The organism is Micromonospora sp. NPDC005220, from assembly GCF_040607895.1.
Lineage (GTDB): Bacteria > Actinomycetota > Actinomycetes > Mycobacteriales > Micromonosporaceae > Micromonospora.
Genome location: NZ_JBEXHP010000003.1, coordinates 119,153 through 133,666, shown reverse-complemented (window position 1 = coordinate 133,666; position 14,514 = coordinate 119,153). Strand labels below are relative to the sequence as shown.

The window sequence follows — 14,514 nt, the reverse complement described above, 5'->3', positions numbered from 1 at the left end:
AACGGAGCAGCCCGGTCGCCCTCCGCTCAGCCGGGGAGCCGGGGAATGAACACGGTGTGCCCGCCGCCGTCGGTGGGCGGGTCACCGGGCGACGGCCGAGCGTCGGGCCGGCCCGGCATCGGTTGCGTCGCCTCCGGCATCGGGGCAGGGGCGTCCGGCCGGGCACCGTAGACCCCGCCGGTGGCGGGACGCGGGGACGGCACCGGCGCACCCCAACCGGCGGCCGGCGGCTGCTGCCCGTACACCTGGCCGGGGCGACCGGGCGCGGCCGGCAACCCACCCCCGGCGCGGTAGGTGGTGCCGCCGGGGTTGCCCGGCAGGGCGCCGGGCCCGTCGTCGATCGGCTTCCGGTCCTGCCGTGAGCGACGGATCAGCAGCACGATCAGCAGTAGCCCAACCGCCACCAGCACAATCCCGAAGAACATCACGGGTGACCCTCCTCCGGACGATTCGGCGGCCGTCGCCGTGGTGTTCGGCGCGGCGGAGACGCCGCCCTGCGCCGCCGAGTTGACCGCCTCGTCGACGGTCGCGGCCTCGGTCGGGCTCGGGGTGGGCGTCGGTGTCTTCGACCGCGACGGAGTCGGCGACGGGGTGACCCGCGCGCCGGTCAGCCGCGCCGCGTCGGTGCCGTGACCCAGCGTCTGGCCGTCGGCGCTGATGCCCGCACCCGTGACGACGAGCCGGCCGCCCGGGGTACCGGCCGCAAACGCGACCCGGTAGCGCACGGTGATGCCCTTTCCCTTGCACAGGTTCGGCTTCGCGGGTGACGTCTGCGCTGTCGACACGTTGCCACCGCCACCGCTGACGGCGACCGGGAACCAGCGCCCGCCCGCGTTGACCTGCACCGCCACCTGGTCTGCCTGGAGACCCTCCAGGCTGAAGCCCAGCGCGGTACGCAGCAGGACGCAACCGTCGGTGCGCTTACGCACCGCGACGTTCACCCCCTGCGCGGAACCACCGGCGGCGAAGCTGCTGGCCGCGCCCACCCGGACCGAGTCCTCGTCGGCCAGCGCCGGCGACGCACCGAGCATCACCAGGCCGCCCGCCAGACCGCAGACCGCCGCGAGCCGTGCCACGCGTCGACGCACTGTCATGATCACCTCGCCGTTCTCCCCGGTGGGGTCCGGGGCCAGGCTACTACCGGCCCACCTGTCCCATCGGTCGTAGAGCGGCCCGGACGTGTGCGGCGTTACGGTTTACGGCCCAGCCCGCCGACCTGCGGTAGGTCGGACTCACCAGCCGATCGGTCGGCCGGTCCGGCGGCGACCTGCTTCCCCGCGGCGTGCTCGGCGTCGGACTGTTCTGCGCCGGCCTGCTGCCCGGCGGCGATCTGTTCGGCGTCAGCGAGGGCGTCGCGGCACAGTCGGTCGGCGGTGCGGGTGGTCTCCGGCAGGCGGTAGCGCGGCGTCAACGCGAGCACCCGCGCGGTCGCGTTCTCCAGGCTCATCCGATGCCCGACGCTGACGAACACCGGCTTCACCCCGTCCCGGGTCCGCAACACGCGACCGACGACGTCACCGCCGTCGCGCAACGGCGACCAGGAACCCCGCTCGGCGGACGGCGGATCCCACGTCCCGACCAGTGGCGTCTTCCCCACCCCGATCGCGGGCAACCCGGTGGCCACCCCGAGATGGCACGCCAGCCCGAACCGGCGCGGGTGCGCCAGCCCGTGCCCGTCGCAGACCAGCAGGTCCGGGATGGTGGTCAGCCGCTCGAGCGCAGCGAGCAACGCGGGCAACTCACGGAAGGCGAACAACCCCGGCACATAGTCGAACGCGGGTCGCCCCACACCGACCGCGGAGTCCACCACCGCCAGGGTGCCGGCATCCAGGACCGTCACGGCCGCCGCCAGCAGGTCACCACCCTGGGCGTACGCGACGTCCAGGCCGGCCACCGTCGCGGGCGCGCTCGGCCCCGGCCCGACCAGGTCCACCAGCGGCCGCAACTCCTCCTGTACGGCCACCGCGTCGGCAACACTGCCCGGCCCCGCTGCCCCCACGCCCGGCGTGCCCGGCCCCGCTGCCCCCACGCCCGGCGTGCCCGCCGCGCGCCATGATCCACTCGACATCACGGAAGTCGGGCTATCCCTCCGACCTGGATGCCCCGACTTCAATGAACCGGAGTCGATCACCCTCGGCCTGGGGCGTCGGCGGCTTCCCCGGCGCCCCTGCCGTCCGGGCCGCCGGGAGCAGGGTCACCGTCGGCCCGGCTCCTGATCGCGCCCAGGCCGAGCGCGAAGGCAATGCTCAGGGCGACACCGAAGGCGACGCCACCCTTCGCCCCGAACACCGGAATGCCGATCGCCAGGCCGACCAGGAGGCCAACCAACCAGGCCCAGACAGTGGACCTGATGTTCCGCGTAGCAGATCTCGCCATGCGTCGATCTTATTCAGCACCGCCAAGACCCCACCGATCACCGTTGACCACACGGCGACCCACGGTCAGGCAAGCCCCAACTCGCCACGGGCCTCCTCGACCCACCCGCCAACCCCATGCGCGCCGCTGTCGGCCGCGAGCCCGGCCGCCTCGTCGAGCAATTCACGGGCAGCCTCCCGATCACCGTCGCTCACGGCCAGATCCGCCAGACCGATCAGATTCGCGGCGACTCCCGCGGTGAAGGACAACTTCCGGCGCAACCGGGTCGACTCCGTCAGCAACTCCCGCGCCGCATCAACACGACCGGCGGCCTGCTCGCCGAAGCAGAGGTGCCGCAGCACGTACGACAGCGTCAGCTCATCCCCCGCCGCGGTAGCCAACTCGCGCGCCCGGGAAAAGGCCGGGTCAGCGGTCGCCTGATCCTGCCGAATCACCTGGTGGACCGTGCCCACCCAGAAAAGCGACTCGCCCTCACCACGGGCATCACCCAACTCCCGGTAGAGCCCGGCCGCCCGCTCGAAGAGCGGCAGCTCATCCGCGTCCTCCAAACCGGTGTTCAGGAAACGGGCGTGCAGAAGCCGCCCCCGAGCCAACGCCACATCCGCGTCTAGTGCGGTGAGGTCCCGCTCCGCCTCGTCCAACGACTTCGCGTCGCCACCGAAGACCGCCTGCTCGTACCGCTCCTGCGCCCAGACCAGCCGAGCGTCGCTTCCCTCGGTTATCGCTGGCTGCCCCTCCGTCTGTCCATCCGCGAACCTTTCCTATGCCGCGCTCGCTATGTCGGGGTCCGCGCCTGGGTCACCGGCCGCGCGGAGCTGCTCCTCGAACATGACGAACGTCCGCTGCCGAATCCCGCGAATGAGCGCCTGCTCCTTCGGAGTCAGGTGACGATTCTCGGCCTTCGCCACGTCCCTGACCGCCTGCACCGTCTCGTAGAGAGCGAAGATGGGACCTTCGCCCTCGAGATAGTGAGCCCGGAAACGCTCGACCTCCTGCACAAAGTCCTCAGGAGTCCGCCGGAAAATATCGCCCCCAACTCCAAGGGTGATCTCCGTGTAAATGTCGTTCTTCTCGTGCCAACCGCCTGTATCGATGGACACGCGCCAGACCCTGGCACCTCCGTCCGGGGTTTCCACGATCTTGACTGGGGACTGGTAATAGAGGTAATAGGAGGGAAGCGATAGACCCTCGGACATCAGGCATTCCCCTCGAAAGTTGACTGCAAAGCCTGCCAGAAAAGCTGCTGCTCACGACGGCGGATGCCCGCCGTGATCGCTCGTTCGCTCGCCGTCAAGGCCCGACCATCCGCCTCGGCAAGGGCTTCCACGTCGCGGCGCACCTCATAGAGCACATGCTCCCAAACCGCGACCGCGTCCAAGGCTGCCAGGTGCAGTCGAAACTCAGCAAGATGACCATTTCTCATCTGCAGTACGAGTTGCACGTCCCGGTAGCCGCTGTCCCTAGGCGAGACGAAGCGATCCTCACGACCCATGATCACGACGTCAGGATGGTCGCGTATTCGTCCGAGTGCGGCGTAGAGGTCGTCGAGGTTGCGGAACTCAACCTTCGCGGCCGCCAGGTCGAGCAGCTTGGACGCATCGCCCTGGTGTTTTGCCACCTTGTCCTCGGCCCGACGACGATCCTTGGGCTGCGGACGCCAGCCGGGCTCACCGACCCGGCGATCACCGACGTGGGCCAGGGAGGTCGCCAACTGATTCAGCTCCGCCTGGGCAGCAGCCGCGGCTGCATAGAGATCGTCGAGGTAACGCTGCCGATAGGAGGGGTCAGACTGACGACGCTTTTCGAATCCCGGTTGAGTCGGTGGATCATCCGGAATCCGAATGCTGGCGCTGATTCGCCGCTGACCATCTGTGAGTGGCGTTGGCTGTGGTTGATCCACATCTTTGCCGGTCCCGGTCGGCTGTCCCAACACCCCGGGTCCCGCTGCCTCCTGGTGGGCGACGTCGTCGAGCACCTCGGCGAGGACGTCGATGGCCTGTTGATGGCTGGCCAGGTGATACAGGGTCAGCGGACGGGCCGTCAGCGACTTCGCGAGTTCAGGCGTCGACTGGATCATGCGCACCAGGTCCGGATGCCGCACCAACTGCCGCACCAGGCCCTCGGCCAGATCCGGCTCGTTCCGGGGCGGCTCTCTCCGAGCGCTGTCGAGCATGTCCCGGACCCGGTCGTCGGCGAACAGCCGTACAAGATCCCGTGCCGACGCTTCGTCCAGGTCCGGCACCAGACGGCGAAGGGTGGGCGGGTCGACGGCCGTCGCGAACTCAACGGGAGTCACCCCAGCCGCGAAGACCTCGTCCACGCTGTTGGCCGACGAAACGGCGCGGCCAGGACCGCCACCCGACCTGGACTGGTCGAGGTCAGCACTCGTCGGACTGTCGGCATCGGGGGCCGAGCCCGGTCCGTCGAGGAGCAGGTACATCCGGTTGATGTACGGGTCGCCGTGGCCGCCGTCGTCGTGCGTCGGCGGGTGATCCGGCAGGTCGGGCCGTTCGCTGAACCGGCCTCGGGGTAGTCCGCCGAGCGGCATCGGTCGGCCGTCTCCGCTGAGCACCAGCGCGTCGATGCCGACCACGTCGGGGTAGAGCGGCCGGTCCCGGACCAGGCCGTTCTGCGGGTCCACGTAGAGCACCGTGCCGTACTGGTTGAGCGCCACCCAGGCGTGCGAACCACCGTGCGCCCACTCGGTGACCAGGAACGAGTAGCTGCCGTGGCCGCCCAGCAGCAGCTGGTCGTGCAGGTTGCGGTAGCCCCGGTCGGCGGACTGCCACGCCTGCGCAGGGTCCATACGGTGATCGGGCGCGGGGGCGAGGAGTTGCTGGAAACGTCCGCCCGTCACGTCCTCCACCCGACCCGGGCCGCCTGCCTCGCCGCGGATGGGGCGCCGGATGTCACCGTCCAGGTAGCCGTCGAAGGTACGCGGCGCCGACACGCGGGGTCGCCCGTGTACCCAGGTTTCGAACAGCGACAGCGTGCAGTCCAGGCAGTTGATGCCCCGGGTGGCGTCGGCTTCGGGACCGCCGTCGTTGAGCAGCCCGAACCAGCGGCCCTGTCGGGGGTCGGCGGTGCGGGTGACGGTGCCGTCCGGTCCGCGGGGCATCTGCCGTTCGACGTCGACCTGGTGCAGGGCGAGCGGTGGACGGAGTCCTCCGGGCTGCCCGTACGGCCGGGAGTCGTCGATCGGCGGCGGATCGTCGTCACCGGTGAGCCTGGACGGGCCGGCGGTCTCCACCGCGCCGAGCGCGAGGGCGCCGACGTCCCGGTTGGCGTGCTCGAAGGTGACGCTGATGTCCACGACCGGCGGGGCGGTGGTGCCAGCCAGCACCGCGTCGGCCAGGTCACGCCATTCGGCGTACGCGCGGGCCTCTTCGTTCGCGGCGCGCTGCCAGCCGTCGGCCCACTGCCGGTTGCCGGCTTGGTGCAACTGCCGGGCGTAGCTGGCGTACTCGACGGCTCGGCGATCGTGCTCGACGGCACGGGTGCGCAGTCGGGCGGCCTCGGCCTGCCTGCGGTTGGTCTCGAGCCCGCTTCGCAGCGATTCGTAGTGGTCCTGGTAGCGCCGCCGTTCGGCGGCTTCCGCAGCGGCGGCCCACTGTGCCGCGTACGCGTCGTTGGTGTCGGGCTCGCGCACCGGCGGGGCACCGAACGCGGCCACGTCGACCGGGATCGGCGCCCTTCCCCGGGCCGGGTGGTGGGGTGCCCGCACCGGTGCGGGCGTCTCCCGCGTCGGGACACGCGGCGGTACGGCGAATCGACCCACCACCGGTGGGGTGGGGGCGACCGGCGGCGAACCGTTGGTGGCGGTCGGGATGCCGTAGGTGACCGGCGTCGCCAGGCCGGGGGCGGTCGTCGGTGTGGAGGGGCCGGTCGCCGGGGTCCAGGCGGTCGGTCCGGAGCTGGTGGCGTGCGGCGAGCTGCCTGGGTGGGCCGGCGGCACACCGGTGGCGGCCGGCCCGCCGCTCGGTTCGAGGGGACCGGCCACCGGCACGGCCGCCGAAGAGAGCCTCGGATCAGCACCCATCGCCGACCGGCTCGGATCTGCGCCCAACGCCGACGTGGCCGGGTCGGCGGTCGCCGCCGAGAGCGTGGGGTCGACCGTGACCGGCTGCGCTGCGGCCGCTCTCTCGCCGAGCGGCCCGTCCGTCGACGGTGTCGCCTCGGCTGGGCGTACCGAATGGTCGACCATGTCCAGGTCGGACACCGCGCCAACCGGCATCGGTGCCGACGTGTGCGCGTCGGGGTCGACCGGAGACGTCGGACCGGCTCCCCGTGACTGCTCGATGCCCGGCGCGCCCAGCTGGTCCGGCGACGACGCGACGACGGCCTCCGTCGCCTGCGCCGGAACGCCCGCAGACGGAACCAGATCACCCGAAGCCACACCACCGGCAGCCCCCACCGATCCAGCCCCCACCGCAGGCGGGACCGCCGCAGACGAGACCGCCGCAGGCGTGACCGCCGTAGACGGGACCGCCGCAGACGGGACCCCCAGGGAGGAGGACGCCCCCGCAGCGGCCGGGTCCCCCGCGACAGGCAGCACGGGCGGAAGGGACGGCCCGGCGAACGACGCTCCGGCGAGGGCGTTGGCCTGCGCGTCGAGCCGGGCGCGTAGCGCGTGGTCGGTCTGGCCGGTCGCCGAACCGGTGGCCCCGGACGCGGCGGCACGGGCCACGTCCTCCATCGAGGTCAGACCCTGACCGGTGGCCAGGCCCGCCGCGCTCTCGGCGAGCACCTCGCCGGTCATCTCCCGCCCCAGGTGCTCCCCGACCTTGGCCGCTCGCCCGGTCGCGCGCCGGCCCAGGCTGGCCAGCGGCGCCACCGCCCCGCCGGCCAGCCCGCCGACCGCCGAGGCACCGAGATCGGTCAGGTCCAGGCCGTGTGCCCGCGCGGTGGAGTTCTGGTACGCCTGGGTGGCCAGGGTGACCCCGGCCTCCTCGGTGGCCTCCTCCAGCCCTTCGCGGGCGGCCCGCTTGGCGAGCCCGCGTGCCCCGCCTCGGGCGACCTCCTTGGCGGCCCGCTCGCCGGCCTCCTTGAGCCCGTGTTTGAGGGATTTGCTGGCCAGTTGGCCCATCAGCCGCCTGAAGATCTGTTGGACCAGCAACCGCGTCGCGGTGATCGCCGCGCCGGCGGCGGGGGTGGCGGCTCCGGCGGTCAACACCGCCGCCACCGCCACGGAGAGCAGCTCGATGACCAGGATGCCCAGCTCGATCCAGACTTCCAGCTTGGCGCCCTCGATGTCGCAACCGCACTCCTCGACCAGTCGGCCCAGGTCGGCGGTGACCGCGAGCAGCACCGGCAGCGGGGCGTCGGCGCCCTCCGCGATCCCCCGCCAGGCCGCCTCGAACGCCGCGTCGACCGACCCGACACCGCCGTACCCGTTGTGCACCTCGACGGCGGCCGCGGCGGCGTCGGCGTGCGGCCCGGCGAGCACGGAGGCGACCGCGTACCACTGGTCGGCGACATCCCAGACGGCCCGCTCGTCGCCCTCCGGCCACTGCACGCCGACCACCCAGTCGAGGGCCTCGTAGATCCAGCCGGGCACGTCCCACGGCGCGTAGTCCAGTGGATGCGGGACGGGACTCGGCAGCACGCTCATGGGTATCGTCTGCCGTCAGCGCCGGTCGGCGGCCCGACCGACCCGGGCGGCACTGGCCCCGTCGGTCTGCACGCTCGCGTCCACCGCCTCGACCACGTCGCCGCCCAGCTCGGTGAGCCGGTGCCCGACGCCGGCCCAGGCTCGCAGCACGGTCTGCTCGAACCCACGGTAGTTGCGCTCGAAGGCGGCGCCGATGTCGTCCCGACCCCAGGGCCGGGCACCGCTGGCGGCCTCGATCGCGCCCCCCTCCGCCGCGCGACGGGCCGTCACCGCCTCGCCGGCGAGCGCCAGGTCGGCACCACCCCGGCGGGCCCGGGACGGATCAAGCCAGAGCTGCCCGTCGGTCATGCCTTCGCCTCACCTTTACCGAGTACGGCGTCGGCCCGGCCGAGCAGCGCGGCGTAATCGCCGGTCCTGAGGAAGTCGGTGGTTCCGCTGCCGGCTGGCATGGTCTCGGCGACCAGGTCGCGGGTGGCGTCGGCGGCGGCGGTCGCGGCGGCCCGGATCGTTTCGGTGACCTTTCGGCCGAGCGCGCCGGCGTCCCGGTCCCGGTAGATGGCCGGCGTCAGCTCGACCTCGACCACCTGGCCCTGGGCGCCCACGGTCGCGGTCACCTGCCCGTCGGCCGACCGGCGGGTCACCCGCAGCGCGGCGAGTCGTGCCTGGAGCGTGTCCAAACCGGATCTGAGCTGCTGGTACTGCCCGTACACGTCGTCGAATCGAGCCCGCAGCTCGCGATTGACGCCCCGGTCCGCCTGTTCGTCCACCGCCGCCCCCTCCCGTCACCGTCGGTAGAGCGAGACAATACCGGCCGCCATCGATCCGTGTAGTCCGGTAGTTTCAATGCGTGATCGACCGTCAACAGGCCGAGCAGCTCGCCGCCATCTGGGCCCGCCGTGACTCGCAGCGCCTCGGCCACGAGTGCACCGCGATGGTCGACGAGTTCGACCTGGGGTGGGTCATCACCTCCGTCGTGCCCACCGAGGTGCGCACGGTGCCGGGCGACCTGCCGACGACAGTCATCGACAAGCAGACCGGCACCGTCACCACCTGGCCCCGGGTGCCGAGCACTGTGGTGGCGGAGCTGTACCGGCGCAGCAAGCCCGCGGGGCCGACCGCTCCCCGGACTGTCGACCCGTCGAGCCTGCTGGTGCGGGAAATTCATCGGGGCGCAACCCCGAACACCGCCGCGCACCTGACCATCGACGGGCGGATCTGGACGGCCCAGGGCACCAGGGCCGAGGTGCCGCTCAACCATCACCCGCTGGTCCGCGACTATCTCGATCAGCTGCCCCCCGGCGAGCTGGTCCGCGGCGGGGAGGCTCATGCCGAGCTGATCGTGGTCTCCGACGTCCTGCACGAGTACGACCACCGCCGTGCCGCCGAGGGCATCGCGCCGATGGGTCGGGCCGAGGCGGCCGCGCTGCTGGAAGGCGCCCGTTTCGAGATCTTCCGGATCCGCGAGCCGGGTGATCCCGCTGGTGGGCCCGCCGAACGGCCCTGCGACTCGTGCGTCTCCTTCCTGGTGCGGGCGAACGTGCTGCCGGAGTCGGCTCGGGCCTACACCGAGACCTGGAACGCGCCGGAGGCACCCGACCCCGATCCTGGGCGCTTCCCGACGGAGGTCGCCAACGCGTTGGTCGCGGCCGGGTGGCGGCCCCACATCGGAGACCAGATCATGGCCGCCGCCGCCGTACGGGACGTCACGGCGGTGCCGGGGCGCAACCACCAGCACGAGGTCTTCCCCGCCGCCGTGGAGGCGCTCACCGCGTTTCCCAGTCTGGTGGGGGCGCGGCGTGGTCGGGGCGAGCAGGTGTGGATCTCCCGTTTCGACATCCGTCCGCACACCATCGCGCACACCGCCGACACCCTCGCGGACTTCGGCGCGGTGCTCGGCGTACGCCTCTTTCCGATCGGCACCGAGCAGCAGGACAGCATCCTGGCGGTGGACGAGCGCGGCCGGGTCTTCGCGCTCGATCAGACCGGCGAGTGGTTCCTCGGTGACACCATCGACGCCGCGCTGACCACCCTGCTGCTCGGCCGCGCCCCCGCCCGGGTCCGCGACGACGGCACCTGGCCGGCCGACCCCAGCTAGAGCGCGAGACCGGTGAGCACCATGACCCGGGGCTCGGTGTAGTCGTCCATCGCGCTGCGCAACCCCTCCCGGCCGACGCCGCTGCCCTTCACCCCGCCGTACGGCATCTGGTCGGCGCGGTACGACGGCACGTCGCCGACGATCACCCCGCCCACCTCCAGTGCACGGGCCGCCGCGAACGCCACGTCCAGGCGCCGGGTGAAGACACCGGCCTGCAAGCCGTACGCCGAGTCGTTGACCGCGGTGAACGCTGCCTGGTCGTCGGCGACCGGGGCGACCACCAGCACCGGCCCGAACACCTCCTCGGCCACGACCTTGGCGTCCGCGGGCACGCCGGTGAGCACGGTCGGGGGGTAGGTCGCGCCGGCGCGGAGGCCACCCACCTCGACGGTGCCGCCGGCGGCGATGGCCTCGGCCACCCACGTCTCGACCCGGCGAGCCGCGTCCTCGGACACCATCGGCCCGACGTCGGTCAGCTCGGACGCGGGGTCACCGGTACGCAGCCCGCGCACCGCCGCCACCAGCCGGGGCAGAAAGTCGGCGTAGCGGGCGTGGTGCACGTACACCCGCTGGACGGCGATGCACGACTGGCCGGCCTGGTAGTTGGCGAACGTGGCGATGCGTTGGGCGGCGAAGTCCAGATCCTCGTCTGACGTCCAGTCCGCACAGAGCACCGCCGCCGCGTTGCCGCCCAACTCCAACGTCACGTGTTTCTCCGGCGCGGCGCGGCGGATGGCCGCGCCGACCGGCCCGGAACCGGTGAACGACACCACCGGCAGCCGGGGGTCGGCGACCAGCTCGGCGGCCCGGTCGTTGGGCAGCGGCAGCACCGAGAACATCCCGGCCGGGAGGTCGGTCTCGGCCAGCAGTTCGCCGAGCAGCAGCGCGGACAGCGGCGTCGCGGGCGCGGGTTTGACGATGATCGGCGCGCCGACGGCGATGGCCGGCGCCACCTTGTGGGCGACCAGGTTGAGCGGGAAGTTGAACGGCGCGATGCCGAGCACCGGCCCTCTTGGCACCCGCCGGACCAGGGCGATCCGCCCGTTGGCGGCCGGGTCGGTGTCGAGTCGTTGCAGCTCGCCGGAGAAGCGGCGGGCCTCCTCGGCGGCCCACCGGAAGGTCGACACGGCCCGCCCGACCTCGGCGCGGGCCCACTTGACCGGTTTGCCGTTCTCCGCGGTGATCAGGGCGGCGACCTCGTCCGCGCGCTCGGCGAGCCGCCGCGACACGTGGTCGAGGGCCGCCGCGCGGGCGTGCGCGGGCAGGGCCGCGGCCTGCGCGGCCACCCCGGCCGCCGCCGCGACGGCGGCGTCGACCTGGTCACGGGTGGCAAAGGTGGTACGCCCCACCGCCCGGCCGTCGTACGGGTGGTGGACGGTCAGCTCGCCCTCGCCGGAGGCGGGACGGGAGGCGACGAAGAAGGGTGCGGGCTCCACGCCGTGCAGCGTAGCCGAGCGACCAGCCGACGGAAACAGTCGCGATAACCCTTGTCTGCCGCGAATTCAGTAGCGAAGATGGCAGGAAGATTGCGATAACCTCCGCACACCGCATCCCCGGCCCCCCCTCGGAGAGATCCCGTCATGAGTGACCAGCAGCAGCTGCGCAACTTCGTCAACGGCTCCTACGTCGAACCGGCCGACGGCGGGTACGCCGATCTGGTCGACCCCTGCACCGGTGAGGTGTTCGCCCAGGCCCCGGTCTCCGGCGCCGCCGACGTGGACGCGGCGATGAGCGCCGCCGCCACCGCATTCGAGAGCTGGCGGGAGGTCACCCCCGCCGAACGGCAGCGGGCACTGCTCAAGCTCGCCGACGCCGTGGAGGCCCGCGCCGCCGAACTGGTCGACGCCGAGGTACGCAACACCGGCAAGCCCCGTCAACTCACCGCCGAGGAGGAGCTTCCCCCGGCCGTGGACCAGTTCCGGTTCTTCGCCGGCGCCGCCCGACTGTTGGAGGGGCGGTCCGCCGGGGAGTACCTGGCCGGGCACACCTCGTACGTGCGGCGTGAGCCGATCGGTGTCTGCGCTCAGGTCACCCCCTGGAACTACCCGCTGATGATGGCGGTCTGGAAGATCGCCCCGGCGCTCGCCGCCGGCAACACGGTGGTGCTCAAGCCGTCGGACACCACGCCGGTGTCGACGCTGCTGCTCGCCGAGATCGCCGCCGAGTTCTTCCCGCCGGGGGTGTTCAACGTGGTCTGCGGCGACCGGGACACCGGTCGTACCCTCGTGTCGCACCCGACCCCACAGCTGGTGTCGATCACCGGCTCGACCCGCGCGGGCATGGAGGTCGCCGCCGCGGCGGCTCCCGACCTGAAGCGGACCCACCTGGAGTTGGGCGGCAAGGCCCCCGTGGTGATCTTCGACGACGCGGACGTGGCGGCGGCCGCCGAGGCCATCGCGCTGGGTGGCTACTTCAACGCCGGGCAGGACTGCACGGCTGCCACCCGGGTGCTGGCCGGTCCGGGCGTCCACGACGACTTCGTGGCGGCGCTCGCCGAGCAGGCCCGCAACACGAAGACCGGCGCCCCGGACGACGCCGACGTGCTCTACGGTCCGCTGAACAACGCCAACCAGCTCACCCGGGTCAGCGGCTTCGTCGACCGGCTGCCGGACCACGCGGAGATCCAGACCGGTGGGTCCCGGCAGGGCGAGCGCGGCTACTTCTACGCGCCGACAGTGGTCTCCGGGCTGCGCCAGGCCGACGAGATCATCCAGGACGAGGTGTTCGGGCCGGTCATCACCGTGCAGCGCTTCTCCGACGAGGACGAGGCGGTGCGCTGGGCCAACGGCGTCGACTACGGCCTGTCCGCGTCGGTGTGGACGCGCGACCACGGCCGGGCCATGCGGATGACCCGCCGGCTGGACTTCGGCTGCGTATGGGTGAACACGCACATCCCGTTCGTCTCCGAGATGCCACACGGTGGCTTCAAGCACTCCGGGCACGGCAAGGACCTCTCGGTCTACAGCCTGGAGGACTACACCCGGATCAAGCACGTCATGCACAACATCGAGGGCTGACCGGTGAGCGCGAGGAGTGAACCGGGTTTGCGAGCCCCGCAGTCGCGAACGAAGGGCGGTGCGGCGATGACATCGTCGGAAGAATTGCACAAGCGACGCGGCTCCGCGGTCGCCCGGGGTGTTGGCAGCGTCATCGGATCCTACGTGGACACCGCGTCCGGCGGGACGATCACCGACGTCGACGGCCGGGAGTGGATCGACTTCGCCGCCGGCATCGCGGTGACCAGCGTCGGCAACTCCGCCCCGAGGGTCGTCGAGGCGGTCCGGGCGCAGGTGGAGCGGTTCACCCACACCTGCTTCATGGTCGCGCCGTACGAGTCGTACGTGGCGGTGTGTGAACAGCTCAACGCGTTGACGCCCGGCGGGTTCGAAAAGCGCTCGGCGCTGTTCAACTCCGGCGCGGAGGCGGTGGAGAACGCGGTGAAGGTGGCCCGGCACGCCACCGGGCGGCCGGCGGTCGTGGTGTTCGACCACGCGTACCACGGCCGGACCAACCTGACCATGGCGTTGACCGCGAAGAACATGCCGTACAAGCACCGGTTCGGGCCGTTCGCCGGGGAGATTTACCGGGTGCCGATGTCGTACCCGCTGCGCGACGGCGGGCTCTCCGGCGAGCAGGCGGCGAGCCGGGCCATCGAGATGATCGAGAAGCAGGTCGGCGCGGAGAACGTCGCCGCGCTGCTCATCGAACCCATCCAGGGCGAGGGTGGCTTCGTCGTACCCGCGCCGGGTTTCCTGCCCGCGCTGCGCGCGTGGGCGACGGCGGCCGGGGTGGTCTTCGTCGCCGACGAGATCCAGACCGGTTTCTGCCGGACCGGCGACTGGTTCGCCTGTCAGCACGAGGGCGTCGAACCCGACCTGGTCACCCTGGCCAAGGGCATCGCCGGTGGTCTGCCCCTCGCTGCGGTGACCGGTCGGGCCGAGCTGATGGACGCGGTGCACGTGGGCGGGCTGGGCGGCACGTACGGCGGCAACCCGATCGCCTGCGCCGCCGCGCTGGCCACCATCGAGACCATGCACGAGCTGGACCTGGCGGGCGCCGCCCGTCGGATCGAGTCGGTGCTGGCCCCGCGGCTACGGGCCATCGCCGAGCGGGATCCCCGGGTCGCCGAGGTACGCGGCCGGGGCGCGATGCTCGCCATGGAGTTGGTGCGGCCGGGCACGCTCACCCCCGACCCGGTCGCCACCGCGGCGATCTCGGCGGCCTGTCACGCCGCCGGTCTGCTCACCCTGACCTGCGGCACGTACGGCAACGTCCTGCGCTTCCTGCCCCCGCTGGTGATCTCCGACGGGCAGCTCAACCGGGGCGCGGACCTGCTCGACGCGGCCTTCGGCTGAGTGCTGAGCGGCGGAGGGGCCCGGTGCACGGGCACCCCACGCGCCGGGTTGCGATAACCGGGGGGGGGGGTGGTGGG

11 protein-coding genes and 1 pseudogene are annotated in these 14,514 nt (G+C 72.2%); 3 read left to right on the top strand and 9 right to left on the bottom strand.

Annotation, left to right across the window (positions count from 1 at the left end):
- Positions 1 to 26: 26 nt before the first annotated feature.
- The 8 genes and pseudogenes from ABZU52_RS02565 to ABZU52_RS02530 form a co-directional block, all read right to left on the bottom strand.
- A complete protein-coding gene (locus ABZU52_RS02565) occupies positions 27 to 1,094 on the bottom strand; it encodes a hypothetical protein (RefSeq protein ID WP_354969335.1) in 1,068 nt (355 codons plus the stop codon).
- Between the two features lie 248 nt (positions 1,095 to 1,342).
- Positions 1,343 to 1,999, bottom strand: a pseudogene (locus tag ABZU52_RS02560) (endonuclease V); the annotation flags it as partial.
- 128 nt (positions 2,000 to 2,127) lie between these two features.
- A complete protein-coding gene (locus tag ABZU52_RS02555) occupies positions 2,128 to 2,376 on the bottom strand; it encodes a hypothetical protein (protein WP_354969334.1) in 249 nt (82 codons plus the stop codon).
- A 65-nt stretch (positions 2,377 to 2,441) separates the two neighbouring features.
- Positions 2,442 to 3,017 (bottom strand): tetratricopeptide repeat protein, encoded by a 576-nt coding sequence (locus ABZU52_RS02550; protein WP_354969333.1) that lies wholly within the window; start codon positions 3,015 to 3,017, stop codon positions 2,442 to 2,444.
- Between the two features lie 120 nt (positions 3,018 to 3,137).
- Entirely contained in the window at positions 3,138 to 3,572 is a 435-nt protein-coding gene (locus ABZU52_RS02545; RefSeq protein ID WP_354969332.1) for a hypothetical protein, read from the bottom strand.
- The gene (locus ABZU52_RS02540) at positions 3,572 to 7,987 is read right to left on the bottom strand and encodes a toxin glutamine deamidase domain-containing protein (protein ID WP_354969331.1); all 4,416 of its coding nucleotides are present in this window, start codon (positions 7,985 to 7,987) and stop codon (positions 3,572 to 3,574) included. The genes ABZU52_RS02545 and ABZU52_RS02540 overlap by 1 nt, the downstream gene beginning before the upstream one ends.
- 15 nt (positions 7,988 to 8,002) lie before the next feature.
- The gene (locus ABZU52_RS02535) at positions 8,003 to 8,335 is read right to left on the bottom strand and encodes a hypothetical protein (RefSeq protein WP_354969330.1); all 333 of its coding nucleotides are present in this window, start codon (positions 8,333 to 8,335) and stop codon (positions 8,003 to 8,005) included.
- A complete protein-coding gene (locus ABZU52_RS02530) occupies positions 8,332 to 8,754 on the bottom strand; it encodes a YbaB/EbfC family nucleoid-associated protein (RefSeq protein WP_354969329.1) in 423 nt (140 codons plus the stop codon). The genes ABZU52_RS02535 and ABZU52_RS02530 overlap by 4 nt, the downstream gene beginning before the upstream one ends.
- An 80-nt stretch (positions 8,755 to 8,834) precedes the next feature.
- On the opposite strand from ABZU52_RS02530, the gene ABZU52_RS02525 reads away from it, so the two are divergent.
- On the top strand, positions 8,835 to 10,082 hold the full coding sequence (locus tag ABZU52_RS02525; protein ID WP_354969328.1) for an SUKH-3 domain-containing protein: 1,248 nt from the start codon (positions 8,835 to 8,837) through the stop codon (positions 10,080 to 10,082).
- On the opposite strand, the gene ABZU52_RS02520 is transcribed toward ABZU52_RS02525, so the two are convergent.
- Positions 10,079 to 11,518, bottom strand: coding sequence for an aldehyde dehydrogenase family protein (locus tag ABZU52_RS02520; protein WP_354969327.1), 1,440 nt, complete (start codon positions 11,516 to 11,518; stop codon positions 10,079 to 10,081). The genes ABZU52_RS02525 and ABZU52_RS02520 overlap by 4 nt on opposite strands.
- A gap of 144 nt (positions 11,519 to 11,662) precedes the next feature.
- On the opposite strand from ABZU52_RS02520, the gene ABZU52_RS02515 reads away from it, so the two are divergent.
- Positions 11,663 to 13,099: a gamma-aminobutyraldehyde dehydrogenase gene (locus tag ABZU52_RS02515; protein WP_354969326.1), complete on the top strand. Its 1,437-nt coding sequence runs from the start codon at positions 11,663 to 11,665 to the stop codon at positions 13,097 to 13,099.
- Between the two features lie 66 nt (positions 13,100 to 13,165).
- Entirely contained in the window at positions 13,166 to 14,437 is a 1,272-nt protein-coding gene (gabT, locus tag ABZU52_RS02510; RefSeq protein WP_354969325.1) for a 4-aminobutyrate--2-oxoglutarate transaminase, read from the top strand.
- The last annotated feature ends 77 nt before the right edge of the window (positions 14,438 to 14,514 follow it).

Excerpts from the sequence above, each read along its gene's own strand:
- ABZU52_RS02565 (WP_354969335.1), bottom strand. The coding sequence starts at position 1,094 with ATGACAGTGCGTCGACGCGTGGCACGGCTCGCGGCGGTCTGCGGTCTG.
- ABZU52_RS02555 (WP_354969334.1), bottom strand. The coding sequence starts at position 2,376 with ATGGCGAGATCTGCTACGCGGAACATCAGGTCCACTGTCTGGGCCTGG.
- ABZU52_RS02545 (WP_354969332.1), bottom strand. The coding sequence starts at position 3,572 with ATGTCCGAGGGTCTATCGCTTCCCTCCTATTACCTCTATTACCAGTCC.
- ABZU52_RS02540 (WP_354969331.1), bottom strand. The coding sequence starts at position 7,987 with ATGAGCGTGCTGCCGAGTCCCGTCCCGCATCCACTGGACTACGCGCCG.
- ABZU52_RS02535 (WP_354969330.1), bottom strand. The coding sequence starts at position 8,335 with ATGACCGACGGGCAGCTCTGGCTTGATCCGTCCCGGGCCCGCCGGGGT.
- ABZU52_RS02515 (WP_354969326.1), top strand. The coding sequence starts at position 11,663 with ATGAGTGACCAGCAGCAGCTGCGCAACTTCGTCAACGGCTCCTACGTC.
- gabT (WP_354969325.1), top strand. The coding sequence starts at position 13,166 with ATGACATCGTCGGAAGAATTGCACAAGCGACGCGGCTCCGCGGTCGCC.